The sequence below is a fragment of the Nitrosomonas sp. genome, from assembly GCF_019752095.1.
Lineage (GTDB): Bacteria > Pseudomonadota > Gammaproteobacteria > Burkholderiales > Nitrosomonadaceae > Nitrosomonas.
On the sequence record NZ_JAIEMO010000016.1, the window covers coordinates 1 to 14,080 of the forward strand.

At 43.3% G+C, this 14,080-nt stretch carries 11 protein-coding genes and 1 pseudogene; 5 read left to right on the forward strand and 7 right to left on the reverse strand.

Features of this window, described 5'->3' with window-relative positions; all coding sequences use genetic code 11:
* Positions 1–810 precede the first annotated feature (810 nt).
* The 6 genes from K2Q13_RS06335 to def form a co-directional block, all read right to left on the reverse strand.
* Positions 811–2,073: a sigma-54 dependent transcriptional regulator gene (locus K2Q13_RS06335; RefSeq protein WP_292920091.1), complete on the reverse strand. Its 1,263-nt coding sequence runs from the start codon at positions 2,071–2,073 to the stop codon at positions 811–813.
* A 171-nt stretch (positions 2,074–2,244) separates the two neighbouring features.
* The gene (locus tag K2Q13_RS06340) at positions 2,245–4,395 is read right to left on the reverse strand and encodes an ATP-binding protein (protein WP_292920093.1); all 2,151 of its coding nucleotides are present in this window, start codon (positions 4,393–4,395) and stop codon (positions 2,245–2,247) included.
* Entirely contained in the window at positions 4,395–4,994 is a 600-nt protein-coding gene (locus tag K2Q13_RS06345) for a DUF4390 domain-containing protein (protein WP_292920095.1), read from the reverse strand. Before K2Q13_RS06345 ends, K2Q13_RS06340 begins: the two co-directional genes overlap by 1 nt.
* A 7-nt stretch (positions 4,995–5,001) precedes the next feature.
* The gene (gene rsmB / locus K2Q13_RS06350) at positions 5,002–6,279 is read right to left on the reverse strand and encodes a 16S rRNA (cytosine(967)-C(5))-methyltransferase RsmB (protein WP_292920097.1); all 1,278 of its coding nucleotides are present in this window, start codon (positions 6,277–6,279) and stop codon (positions 5,002–5,004) included.
* A gap of 3 nt (positions 6,280–6,282) precedes the next feature.
* Positions 6,283–7,224, reverse strand: coding sequence for a methionyl-tRNA formyltransferase (gene fmt / locus K2Q13_RS06355; RefSeq protein WP_292920099.1), 942 nt, complete (start codon positions 7,222–7,224; stop codon positions 6,283–6,285).
* 14 nt (positions 7,225–7,238) lie between these two features.
* Positions 7,239–7,742, reverse strand: a complete 504-nt coding sequence (gene def / locus K2Q13_RS06360; RefSeq protein ID WP_292920110.1) for a peptide deformylase — start codon at positions 7,740–7,742, stop codon at positions 7,239–7,241.
* Between the two features lie 94 nt (positions 7,743–7,836).
* Here def and K2Q13_RS06365 point away from each other — a divergent pair, with 94 nt between their 5' ends.
* The 4 genes from K2Q13_RS06365 (at position 7,837) to K2Q13_RS06380 (ending at position 13,172) form a co-directional block, all read left to right on the forward strand.
* Entirely contained in the window at positions 7,837–8,871 is a 1,035-nt protein-coding gene (locus tag K2Q13_RS06365; protein WP_292920100.1) for a LysM peptidoglycan-binding domain-containing protein, read from the forward strand.
* Between the two features lie 18 nt (positions 8,872–8,889).
* On the forward strand, positions 8,890–9,987 hold the full coding sequence (gene dprA, locus K2Q13_RS06370) for a DNA-processing protein DprA (protein WP_292920102.1): 1,098 nt from the start codon (positions 8,890–8,892) through the stop codon (positions 9,985–9,987).
* A gap of 62 nt (positions 9,988–10,049) precedes the next feature.
* A complete protein-coding gene (locus K2Q13_RS06375; RefSeq protein WP_292920104.1) occupies positions 10,050–10,508 on the forward strand; it encodes a DUF494 domain-containing protein in 459 nt (152 codons plus the stop codon).
* A gap of 147 nt (positions 10,509–10,655) precedes the next feature.
* On the forward strand, positions 10,656–13,172 hold the full coding sequence (locus K2Q13_RS06380) for a DNA topoisomerase III (RefSeq protein WP_292920106.1): 2,517 nt from the start codon (positions 10,656–10,658) through the stop codon (positions 13,170–13,172).
* Positions 13,173–13,269: 97 nt separating this feature from the next.
* On the opposite strand, the gene K2Q13_RS06385 is transcribed toward K2Q13_RS06380, so the two are convergent.
* The gene (locus tag K2Q13_RS06385) at positions 13,270–13,515 is read right to left on the reverse strand and encodes a hypothetical protein (protein ID WP_292920108.1); all 246 of its coding nucleotides are present in this window, start codon (positions 13,513–13,515) and stop codon (positions 13,270–13,272) included.
* 295 nt (positions 13,516–13,810) lie between these two features.
* On the opposite strand from K2Q13_RS06385, the pseudogene K2Q13_RS06390 reads away from it, so the two are divergent.
* Positions 13,811–14,080 (forward strand): annotated as a pseudogene (locus K2Q13_RS06390) (3-phosphoshikimate 1-carboxyvinyltransferase); the annotation flags it as partial.

The window sequence follows — 14,080 nt, forward strand, 5'->3', positions numbered from 1 at the left end:
CTATCAATGAGACTCAGGATTATGCAACAAAATGGCTCTGGACTTATAATCATGAACGGCCTAATACAGCCTATCGGGGGAATAACACCAAAACAAAAACTTGCTCAATTAGCTCATTACATCTACTTTTAAATTCGGTTAATAATGTGACTACTATCCAAAACGAGCTTGAATCAAATCTGATAGGCTGGGTGTGTATACGGCAGTGGTTTTGGTCTGGCAGAGCTCGACAATCAATGCAATGGTTAATCGAGCATGTACCAGTTTTAAGGCGCAGTGTGACAAATGCACCAACACACAAGCGGACTTCACTGTTTCTTGAAAATTTTTCTGCTTGGTTAATAAAACTGAATTTAAACAACATACAGCTATTAGATAGCGCGAATTCTACAGATTGATACTCTAAAACTGTATAGGGTATGAAATTGATTCAGCCTTGATTGAGACGGATTGGAACCCTAGGGACAAAAATGTCAACAAAAGAAATATAAATAAATTAAGTGATTGCTTTTTAGATTGTTTCTTCTTACGACTGGGAAAACTACTTAACATGACATCCTTTCAACAACAACGATATGCTACGGGTTAATAAAATGTTTCAGCACATTTACAAAATATTACAGAGAAAGCTCGACTACCATACTATTTAGCGAGCCAACTAAGTATTTGTTAAATACGGGGAAAAATATAAAAGGCAGCAATTTTAAAGTTTTTTCTTAAAACTTGCAATATTACATTTCCGGCTTCTTCTCTAAAGACCTTAAGTCTATGACCAATTCAACTGCCAAGCAATCAACCACTTACTGCGAATCAATTTCCCCGCAACTTAATCCCCAATAATTTTATTTTGCGATAAAGATGTGTACGTTCTAATCCAGCCCGCTCAGCCACACGCGTCATATTACCGTTTTCTTGATCAATCAATCTTTCAAAGTAAGTTTTTTCAAATAAATCACGCGCTTCGCGCAATGAAAGATCAAGAGGAATTTCCGGAGCAACCGATGCGGAAGACGATTCTGGAAATACCATTGCCTGCTGCACTGCTTCAACTGAAATTTCATCGCTGGTGGATGTTAATGCCAAAGAATGGACCACACCCGTTAGCTGCGTAAGATTTCCTGGCCAATCATAATTACGCAAGCAATTCAGCGCAGCAGTAGTAAACTGCAATGTTGACGAGGCTTCACCTGATTCAACAAAGCGTGATAAAATTTGATTAGCTAATTCAGGTATATCTTCCCGATGTGCTCTCAACGCAGGAATACCAATACTTAAACCACTTAACACTTCATATAACTTGGGATGATAGTTGCCTTGGGCAGTTAATTCCGCTATTGGGTGCGATGTCGCGCAAACCAGCCGTACATTATATTTTTCCAGTTTATTTAGTAACAACAACAAACCCTTTTGTGCTAATTTGCTAATTTCACCCACCTCCTTGAGAAATAACAAACCATCACGAGCAGACTCTAATAAATCTAGTGGTGATTCTGCTAATGAAGTCAATGTCTCGGGTTCTACCCACGGTGTATTGGGACGATGCATAAAGCGAGCGCATATTTCAGCCCCTGCACCGGGCTCTCCCATCAGTAGCACGGGCGCTTTCAGATTGACTACTTGCTCCAATCTTTTCCGCAGATCTGCAATCAAATTACCTTTTCCCATGCTAGCCAGAGAAAGCGCTGATTGCTGTTTATTTTGTCCACCTCGCAACGCTTTGCTGACGGTACTCAACAATTTTTGCAGTGGTATCGGTTTTTCCAGATAACTAAATGCACCAATACGCGTCGCTTCAACTGCCGTATCAATGGTGCCATGCCCCGACATCATGATCACTGGCATCGTCAACACCCCATTACTAACCCATTCTTTTAACAACGTAATACCGTCAGTATCAGGCATCCAGATATCCAGCAACACCAAATCCGGACGCGTCTGATTCCGCCAGACACGTGCTTGTTCAGCGTTTTCTGCCAACGCCACACGATATCCTTCATCACGCAAAATTTCTGACAGCAATTCGCGAATACCAATTTCGTCATCAACGATGAGTATTGTATTGTTTGTTATCATCTAGAATTCTCTCCACGACTGAAATCCAATCAGCTAGTTTACGGTTAACTATAAAAGTTTATGCATATTTTTGGATTCGGAGTTTATGATTAACGAGCACCAACACATGGAATATTCTACTCGCCTTTCTATATTTACAGACTCGATAATTTAATGCCAATCTGTTATTTCCTACAGCTTTATTTTTTCCACTGCAGGCAGGATGATTGAAATTTGCGCACCATGCGACTTCAAATTCTCGATATGAATAAGCCCGTCATGTTCTTCGATAATTTTCTTGACAATAGGCAAACCCAAGCCTGTACCCTTCAATTTGGTCGTAACATAGGGCTCAAAAACACGCGCTCTGATTTCTTCCGAAAAGCCGCAACCATTATCACGGACACTTAGCTGCACACCTCCATGCACTGCTTCGGTTTTTACTTCTATTACGGGTTTCAAAGCATCAATTAACGCATCCTGTGCATTCTGCAATAAATTATGCAGTACTTGACGTAATTGCGCAGAGTCTCCTCTAACTTTCGGCAATTTTTCCGCCAACTTCTGTGTTATTTGTACGTGCTTACCATTTTCAGCCGCCATACTTCCAGTCTCATAGAGCGATAACACTTCACGAACCAGCTGGTTAAAATCTAATGGCCGCAATTCCAGTTCAGGAATACGTGCATATTGATTGAACTCATTGACCATTTTCTTTAGCGCCTCGACTTGATTAACAATGGTTTCAGTTGAGCGCCTTAATATTTTGGCATCTTCTTCGTCGAGTTTATTAATTAATCTATGCTGCACCCGCTCCGCAGAGAGTTGAATCGGCGTCAACGGATTTTTAATTTCGTGTGCAAGACGTCGCGCTACTTCGCCCCAAGCTACAGCACGCTGCACCTGGAGTAAACTAGTAATGTCATCAAAAACCACCACACCGCCGCCGCCCGATAACTTAGGTAGTCGCGTACCCCGCAACAACAAAACCTGGTTACGACCATCTTCCGAGCGTGTTAGTTGGCGTTGCCAAACACCTGTCTCTTCTGAATTAAAACCCGTTCTAATTTCAGCAATTAATGTATCCAATTGCGGCTCATCGGTTACACACCCTTCAATAATTGAACCATCCAAACTGATTAAAGGTGTTTGAAGTATTTGCTCTGCACTACGGTTTGCTTTAGATAAAGCCAATTGATCATCGAATACTAATACACCAGATGAAAGATTTGCCAGGATACTTTCCAGATGTGCCCGAGCACTTTCTACTTGCTGCTGATTATGCTGCGCAATTGCTTGTGCCTCCTGCAATTGCTGCGTCATCAAATTAAATGATTCTGTCAATACACCCAATTCATCGCTACTTTGAACCAGATGGCGGCGGCTGTAATCACCCTGCGCAATAGCGCGCGTCCCTTCAGCTAACATACCGAGTGGAGCACTTAACTTCTCACTAAGCAATGATGCTGTTGCCAGCGCTGAAAATAATGACAATAACAATGCCAACGTCAATGTCACACTATACAATCGAGTTAATCCGTGGCGAGACAATGTAAGCTCCTGGTAATCTCGAAACCCGGCCTGCACTCGCTCAGCATCTTTGGCCAACTGCGCAGGAACCGGCTGCAATAACTGCAGAACCCGGATATCTTCCTTCAAGCTCAATACATTGACAGGCACAACCACACGCAAATATAAGCCTTTATCGGCCAACGATTCAACCGCACTGTAGGCTTTCTGGATCCTTATATGCCGCATTACCATCGTGTTCGGCTTTTCTGGAAATAACGCCAGATTACTTTCGCTTGAGAATGCGATCACCTTGCCATCCTGGCTAAATAAAGTCGATTCTTCCACCTGAGATTGTAACAATAATTCGTTGAGCACCAGCAGAGGCGGATTAGATGTTCCAGCTAACATCAACGCTGCAGCTTGTGCTTTTTTTTGCAGCTCCTCCAACAAGTTATCCAGCATAGTCTGGCCAAGACTCAATCCTCCCTCCAAGGCGCGATCCACTTTCACATCAAACCAGGATTCAATACTTTTCTCAAGGAATTGAACTGACACAGCATAAACCAAAGCGCCAGGAAGTATGGCCATCAGTGAAAAAACCAACATTAATCGTAACGCCAGCTTAGATCCAAACACACCTGATTTAAGTCTGCGCCTGAATCGCCACAACAATATTGCAACGATTGCCATGAGGAAAAGGACAAAGGCCGCATTTATACCTAATAGCAAACGGTACTTACGCTCAAAAAACTCCGTATTGGCACCTGCTGTAGCAAGCAAAAACAACATGACTGCCCCCACCCCTGCGCCAACAATGAGTACATACTTCATTACTGACCTTTCATTTGGAAGGGTTTCTCCGGTGTGGGTAACTTCATGCTCCACTCCAACTTGTCTGAACTCAAATTCCATCGACTGGAACCAAAGGCCTCGACCTGAAATGGTTTGGGCATACGTGTCAGATCGAGCCATATACGCAGTGACGCGATATAATCTGTGTCCTGCTTTAATTCTGATTTAACCGTCAAGGTAAAATCATGCAATCGACCCATAACCTGCAATGCTTCAGTGAGCGTGTTAAAGCTCTGTGAAAACGAAGCGTGATTTAGATGATACTGTCGCGTCAGTGCATAATACCTCAATCCCACCCTGTATTTACCGCGTACAACTTCGTCATCCAACCAATACCAGCGCACATCGACCAGACTGAATTTGAATACAAAGTAAAGTACAATGCCCTTCTCCAGCGCCTGCTCCAAAGTCGGGTTAAGCGCAATTTCAGAATCTACGCTGATTTCATAACTCCCACCCGCTGCTACTAAATTGACATTCTTTATCCGGATACCCTCCGCCTGCGCAGTAGCTGCTGGCAACAGCAAGATCAACCATAAGAAAACTAAGCCGGCATAAGGTAACTTCACTCGATTCATATATCGATCAGTTTTTTTGCAGCAAGGTATAAAAGAAGCCGTCATGTTGAGTATCAGGTAACAGTTGTCCATCAACCATCGCCGCAACAGAAATCGGCAATTGGCATGCATCAAAATGATGTTTAAGAAAACTCTCCATCTGCATAGTATTTTCTTCTGCGAAGACTGAACAAGTCACATAAAGCAACTTACCATCCTTCCTTAGGGTTTTCCACAATGCATCAAGAATTGCTTGTTGATATACAGCAAACTTGGCCAAATCACTCTCGCGCCGGAGCCATTTAATATCAGGGTGCCGGCATACCACACCCGATGCAGAACATGGCACATCAACCAAAATTCGATCATAGGGTTGCTTATCCCACCATTCATCAGGATTCGCCGCATCACCGCAAACTAATCGTTCTGATGTCATCCCCAAGCGCTCAAGATTTTGCTGCACCTGGATCAGCCTCTCTGGGTCGTTATCCAATATCGACAGCGATATATTCGCCAACTCCAGCAAATGCGTACTTTTACCTCCGGGAGCAGCGCAAGCATCCAACACCCGCATGCCATCATGCACATCCAGCAGTGGCGCAGCAAGTTGTGCACCTGCATCTTGCACAGTCACCAATCCCATTGCAAAACCCGGCAGAGATTCCACCCTAATCGGCTGACTCAATTGAAGTGTATCCGGCCATAACAATTCAGCCTGAATCCCATTTTCTGTCAACAAATCGCAGTAATCCTCCATGCTGATCTTACGCCGATTAACCCGCAGAGTCATTGGGGGACGTTTGTTATTTGCTCTCAGTATAGCTGCAAAATTTTCCGGGTATTGCCGACGCAACTTATCGACCCACCACTGCGGATGCGAATAACGCCCAACTTCTTTTTCGGCAGCTTGTCTCAATAAATTTTCCTGTTGCCGGATAAAATTGCGTAACACCGCATTGACCAATCCTTGCATTCCGCCACCCTTTACTAAGCAACGTGAAGCTGAGACCGCCTGATCTACCACAATGTGCGACAACACCCGGCTATATTGCAATTGATATAAACTTACCAGCAGCAGATGATACAAACTTTTATCGCGTAGCGGCTTCTTCAGCAAGAGCTCAAGGATTGCCCCTAGTTGCCCATAGAAACGCAACACTCCGTAACTTAAATCCTGAATGGCACCTCTCTGTTGCTTCGACAGCGAAGATTCCACGCGCCAAACATCCTGCAGCACCTCGGTCAGGCTTGCTCCAGCTAGCACCTTACCCACTACAGAAGCCGCAGCAAGTTGCGTTTTGATCATACTCTATGAATAATTAACCAAAGTAAAGCATTCACCTGGTTGAAAGTTATTGCCCGCCAGAAAATCCGGCACATTGATTTTTTTCCCACCCGGTTTCTGTAACATTTCCACTTGTAACAGACCAGAACCGCATGTTACTAATATACCATCTCGATTTGCCGCAACAATTTCACCTGGTTGTCCGGATTCGCCCGCCACTATTTTTGCCTGCCAAATCTTCAAAACCATTCCTTGGAAAGATGTATAGGCTCCCGGAGTTGGATTAAATGCACGCACCACCCGATCTATCTGCTCAGCTGGAAGCCGCCAGTTAATTTCAGCTTCTGCCTTAGTTATTTTAGTGGCATAGCAAGCTTGTGCCTCATTCTGAGCAACTGGAACAAGCTTTCCTTGCTGCAGCTGAGCCAAGGTTTCAACAATACTCAGAGCACCTAACAAGCTCAACCTGTCATGCAGTGATTGCGTGGTATCGTCCAGCGCGATTTTCATTTCGTGTTTCAGTAAAATGTTACCCGTATCGAGCCCTGCATCCATTTGCATGATTGTAATACCAGTTTTATCATCGCCAGCCAGAAGCGCGCGTTGAATCGGCGCGGCGCCACGCCAACGTGGTAAAATCGAAGCGTGTATATTTAAACAGCCTTGACGAGGAATATCTAACACTGCTTGCGGCAAAATCAATCCATACGCCGCGACGATCATCACATCCGCATGTAATGCCTTTAATTGTGCTTGTATTTCAGACGTTTTAAGTGTCGGTGGTTGTAGTATCGCAAGATCATGCTGTTGAGCCAACAACTTGACTGCACTCGCAACCGTTTTCATCCCTCTTCCGGCCGGCCGGTCTGGTTGGGTTAAAACCATCACAATCTGATGTCCCGCATGGATCAACCCTTCCAATGCAGCAGCAGCAAAAACAGGGGTTCCGGCAAAAATAATTTTCATGTAAGTTTCCGCACTTACATTGTACTACGCAGTTTTTTCTTTAATCTTGCCAAAGTGCGTGCTTGTTTAAGCCGGGACCAATATTCAACAAACACTTTACCTGCCAAATGATCCATCTCATGCTGAATACACACCGCCAGCAATCCATCGGCATCCAAAACGAATGGCTCACCTTGAGCATTTAAAGCTTTAACCGTAACAAGCTCAGCACGCTGCACTTTTCCATAAATACCTGGTACTGACAGGCAGCCTTCTTCAAAATCAGATATACCACTGCTCGCAATGATTTCAGGATTAATCAAAACGAGCAATTCATCTCGCGCCTCTGAAGTGTCAATAACGATAACGCGCTCATGCACATCCACTTGTGTTGCGGCTAACCCTATCCCAGGCGCAGCATACATAGTTTCTGCCATATCATTTATCAGCGCACGGATTTTATCAGTGACTTGCGCAACAGGAATCGCTACAGTATGTAGTTTTTCGTCAGGGTATTGTAATATTTTTAAAATAGCCATGAAAAAATTATGTAGATAAATAAACTCAATGCCGCATTTAGACCGTATCATTAGCCAATTATTCTGCAAGTTAATAACTTAACGGGGATCGTCCATGCGAAAGCCTATTATAGCTATGATTTTATTCCTGAGTCTGCTTTCTATTCCACCAGTCAATGCTGAGAATAATTTATTGCGAAACGATACTCCCTATCGCCATGTCGTTGTGCCAGGCGATACGCTATGGGGGATTGCTTCCAGATTTCTTAACGACCCTTGGCGTTGGCCTGAGATCTGGGGACTCAACCGTGAACAGGTAAAGAATCCTCACAGAATCTATCCTGGTGATATTGTAGTACTGAGAAAAACACCCTACGGATTTCGATTGAGGCTCGAGGATAATGAAGAAGAAATCAGGACGGTCAAATTATCTCCAAAAATTCGCTCGGAACTATCAGATGATGCTGCCATACCCAGTATCCCAGCCGCCGCCATCGAGCCTTTTCTTAGTCAACCGCTAGTTATTGAAAAGGATGGCCTCGACAATGCGCCCTATATCTTAGGCTCCAGCGACAATCGAGTTGCTCTAAGTACAGGCAATACAGCTTACATCAGTGGATTACCGAAAGATAAAGGTTCGACATGGCAAATTTTCCGTCCTGGCAAAGCGTTAAAAGATCCCGATCAGAAAGACCAGATTCTCGGCTACGAAGCAACTTACTTAGGCAATGCCAAAGCTACTGTATTTGCCGATGTTAGCACAGTCACTATCACGCGGGCTGCGGAAGAAATCCTGAATGGAGATCGTTTGGTTCCTACACCTGATAACATATTCAATAACTACGCACCCCATGCGCCAGATTTTCCAATCAATGGACGAATCATCTCAGTCTATGGCGGTATCACCGAAATTGGCAAAGGTGCCATCGTTACCTTGAATAAAGGTGAAATGGATGGCTTGGAAATGGGTCATGTGCTTGCTATTTTCCGAACGAGCCAAGCTAAATCTCTGACAGGGGAAACGGTACAGTTGCCTGAGGAAAGAACGGGGCTAGCATTCATATTTCGCGTTTTTGACAAAATATCATACGCGCTAGTCGTTCAAAGCACACATTCCATTAAAATACTGGATGCGGTCAAAACACCTTGAAATAATAGCTGCACATTCATGAAATATGCATCTGATATTGAATCATGGCTAAGTCTTAATCTGATTGACGGTTTGGGCGGCGAATCTATCCGTCGGCTTTTGATTGCTTTTGGCAACCCTGCAGCAATCCTTTCGGCGCATGTCACAGCACTTGAACGCATTGTAAAAAAAACAACGGCTCATCGCATTAAACAAGGCGCCGAACGCGACAATATTATAAATGTACTTAAATGGCTGGAAGATCCTATTAACGCAGTCATTACTTTGGCTGATTCCGATTACCCGGCACAATTGCTCAATATTGCGGACCCTCCTCCATTACTTTATTTTAAAGGCCGACGCGAACTTCTCCAACAACCTGCTTTGGCAGTTGTTGGCAGCCGTAACGCAACGCCGCAAGGTTTATCCAATGCAGAGGCATTTTCAGAAGCCGCGAGCAATGCCGGGCTTTGTATTATCAGCGGCATGGCGCTTGGCATAGATACTGCCGCCCACCATGGCGGCTTGCGTGGTTCTGCCGCCAGCATAGCCATTGTAGGAACAGGATTAGATATTGTTTATCCAGCAAAAAATCACCCTCTAGCTCATAAACTCGCGAAAGAAGGTGCGCTGATTTCTGAATTTCCCTTGGGCACACCCGCCATAGGCCGGAACTTTCCGCGCAGAAACCGCATCATCAGTGGCATGACCCAGGGTTGCCTAGTCGTAGAGGCTGCATTGCAAAGCGGCTCATTGATTACAGCACGCCAGGCCCTAGAACAGGGTCGCGAAGTGATGGCAATTCCAGGATCTATTCATTCACCTCTTTCAAAAGGCTGTCATGCATTAATCAAGCAAGGTGCAAAATTGATTGAAAACACACAAGATATTTTAGACGAATTAAGTCATCTGGCATTAATCGATGCCGCACCTGTCAGAAAAAAAGAATTCACCAGCGCGCAATCAACCGAAAACTCTTTGCTACTCAAATACCTAGGTTACGATGTCGTCAATATTGATACTTTGTGCGCACGTAGCGGCTTGACTGCTGAGGTTGTATCAGCCATGCTATTAACGCTTGAACTTGACGGCCAAATCAGCAGTCTACCAGGAGGATGGTATCAACGAATTGAATGACATTTGATGCCATTAACTAAAAGCGTTCATCTGCAAACAGATTCGTATTTATAGACACAATTATGTTCGATATACTCGTTTATTTATTTGAAAATTATTTTGATTCAGGAAGCTACCCTGACTCTGCAACACTGACACGCAAACTCACCATGGCTGGATTTGCCGACGAGGATATTAGCGAAACACTTAGTTGGCTCTCTGGACTTGAGCGCCATGACATTGGTAATTACCCAGCCAGCTTTGCCGGGAACAATTCCTTCCGATGCTTTACCGAATATGAAATAGATAAAATTGATACTGAAGGGCGAGGATTTATTTTATTTCTGGAACAAGCCGGAATTATTAATCCGTTGCAACGAGAGTTATTAATTGATCGCGTACTGATGATGCATGAAAACTCACCCAGTCTTGAAAAAATTAAACTGATTGTTTTGACAGAACTATGGATCCAGAACCAGCTTACTGACGATACCATACTGGAAAAATTATTAATTGTCAGTGACTCTCATTATCGTCATTAATACTAAATCGCATTCTTTTTATACCAAATAACCGCTTGAGTAAATGCAGCAAACACACTCATCCAGTAAGCTTGATTCATATTTCACAGTTATCAATAATCATGCGCGACAATATAGAGCCAGCAAATTATTCTTCTCGGAAAGCTCATGGGTAAATCTCTAATCATTGCTGAAAAGCCTTCAGTAGCAGCAGATATCGCGCGAGCGCTGGGCAACTTCACCAAAAATACTGATTTTTTCGAGAATGATCAATACGTCATATCTTCGGCGGTAGGTCATTTACTCGAGCTAGTTATCCCTGAAGAATATGAAGTAAAGCGTGGTAAGTGGAGTTTTACAAATTTACCCGTGATTCCTCCGCATTTTGATTTGAATCCGATTGAGAAAACATCCTCACGTCTGAAGCTGTTGAGTAAACTCATCAAGCGTAAAGATGTCGATTCATTGATAAACGCTTGCGACGCCGGACGCGAGGGTGAATTGATTTTTTATTATATTCTGCGCCATGTCGGCGCCAACAAACCTGTAAAACGCCTTTGGTTACAATCCATGACACCCGATGCGATTCGTCAAGGCTTTACCAAACTAATGGACAGTAACGAAGTCAAGTCGCTTGCGGAAGCCGCTGTCAGCCGCTCAGAATCGGATTGGTTAGTTGGAATTAATGGCACTCGCGCCATGACTGCCTTTAACTCGCAGGAAGGGGGATTTCATAAAACCACAGTTGGACGGGTACAAACTCCTACTTTGGCAATTCTTGTTGAACGCGAAGAAAAAATAAAAAAATTCCGTCCGCAAGATTACTGGGAAATTCACGCTACATTTACAGCCAGTAGCAGCAATTATAACGGCAAATGGTTTGATGAGAAATTCGTCAAGGATAAAATCAATCAGGAATCAAAGTCAGAAAGGCTTTGGGAGCAGAAGAAAGCAGAAATTATCCGTGATAAATGTCAGGGAAAATCTGGCCATGTCGACGAAGAAAGCAAACCCAGCAAAGAAATCTGCCCATTACTTTATGATTTAACTAGCCTGCAACGTGACGCCAATAGCCGCTTTGGTTTTTCAGCCAAGGCAACACTCGGCCTGGCGCAAGCATTGTATGAAAAGCACAAGGTACTGACTTATCCACGAACGGACTCACGTGCGCTGCCGGAAGACTATCTCAGTACCGTTAAAGATACTTTACAGAGCCTGGAAAATACCGACTATGGTAAATTTTGTCGACAGATTCTGACATCAAACTGGGTTATTCCCAATAAGCGTATTTTCAATAACGCTAAAATCTCAGATCACTTTGCCATTATCCCGACTTCATTAAACCCAACGAAGTTAAATGAAGCGGAAGCGAAGCTTTACGATCTGGTTACTAAACGTTTCTTAGCCATCTTTTTTCCAGCCGCAGAATTTCTGGTCACCACCCGCATTACCCGAGTTGAAAATGAACCTTTTAAAACTGAAGGTAAAGTCATGGTAAATCCTGGCTGGCAAACGGTCTATGGGAAATCAATTAAGTCAGATAGTGCGGAAGATGATAATACGCTTGTCGCCATTACTCCCGGTGAATCAGTCAATACAGAAACCATCAACATTGTCGCAAATCAAACTCGTCCACCTGCGAGATTTAATGAGGCAACGCTGCTTTCCGCCATGGAGAGCGCCGGAAAGCTCGTAGAAGATGAAGAGCTGCGCGCTGCGATGAGCGCAAAAGGCTTAGGTACGCCGGCGACCCGCGCTGCAATTATTGAAGGTTTGGTTTTCGAAAATTATATTCAGCGTGTTGGCCGCGAATTGCATCCAACGGCAAAGGCTTCTTCATTAATCACGTTATTGCGCGGCCTTAAAATTCCTGAACTTATCTCACCTGAATTAACAGGCAACTGGGAATTTCAGTTACGCCAGATTGAACAAGGTCATCTAAAACGCACTGCATTCATGGAAAAAATTGCCGAGATGACCAGGCATATTGTAGAACAAGCAAAGACTCATCGTGGCGAAACCATAGCAGGTGATTTCGCCGTTTTGAAATCCCCTTGCCCGAAGTGTGGTGGCATCGTACATGAAACCTACAAAAAATTTCAATGCCAGAAGTGTGATTTTGCGCTCTGGAAAATTCTTGCTGGTCGCCAATTTGAAGTTGAAGAAATGGAAACATTGATTACTCAACGTGAAGTTGGTCCATTGCAAGGTTTCCGAAGCAAAATGGGACAATCGTTTAATGCCATCATCAGGCTTACGGATATTCTAGAAATGAAATTCGATTTTGGTAACAATGATGAAAATCAAGAAGAAGTCGATTTTAGTGAGCAACTTTCGCTTGGCAAATGTCCAAAATGCAATCATGCAGTTTATGAACACGGCATGCAATATGTTTGTGAAAAATCTGTCGGGCCAACTCGTACCTGTGATTTTAAAACCGGCAAAATTATTCTTGCGCGCCCAATTGATCGTGCACAAATCACCAAATTACTGGAAACTGGAAAAACTGATTTATTAACAAAGTTTATTTCTAAAAAAGGAAGACCCTTTTCGGCTTATTTGGTCAGAAATCCGGATGGAAAAATAGGTTTTGAATTTGAACAAAAAGCTCCTAAAAAGACCACTGAAACAAAATCCAAAACAAAGCAGTCAAGAACTCGATCAACCGGTGACATTACCTCTTAAACTAATAAAAGCTAATTACCATTAACACTCGGTAGCCGATCACAAGAAACCCCGGGCAAAGTGATTACCCGGATTTTCTGTCATGCTGGCACACGCTTTATAAATAAAAATTGAGAATATACTTGCCTACCCCGCTGGTCGCCATAATTATCATTATAAGCCCACCTATAATGGCAGTGCCTTCTATAACGATCGATGCAAATGCCCCCGCTGTACTCTCAAACTCCTCATCACCCAACGTATTTCTTCGTTTCTCTCTGCGATCTTTCACCCACAATTGTAACCAGATGGCAAAAGGAATTGCCAATAAAGAGAACATCAAAACAATTTCTGCGTCTTCCATTATATAAAACCTCTTTGTTTATTAAAAATATAAATTTATCTTTTAGATTCTCGCAATAAATTACGATATCCGATAACATCACTTTTAAACCAAACGTCTCGCGTTAGCTGATTGCTTTTCGTCCAGAATTTACTACAATAGATTACCTTAAACGAGATAGTATGATAAAGACTTTTCCAAAGGATACAAATTTGACCTGAGCAATACAAGAAAAATCAGCTAACTTACTTGATCAATAAAATTACGTCCTGAATGTTCTTATGAGATATCATTCTTCATTTTAATTGCGTATATCATGAAATGGCTTGATCTCCCATTAGCTAAGAAAGCTCAAGGCACAATACAGCTGCCTGGATCAAAAAGTATCTCTAACCGGATTCTCTTGCTTTCCGCTCTCGCGCAGGGCATCACGCAGATTCATGATTTACTGACTTCTGACGATACGGCACATATGTTGGATGCACTTGCCCAATTGGGTGTTGCCGTCACTCAAACCGGAAAGAATGATTATCGCATTTGCGGTATAAATGAAACATTTCCAGTTACCAATGCAGACTTATTTCTC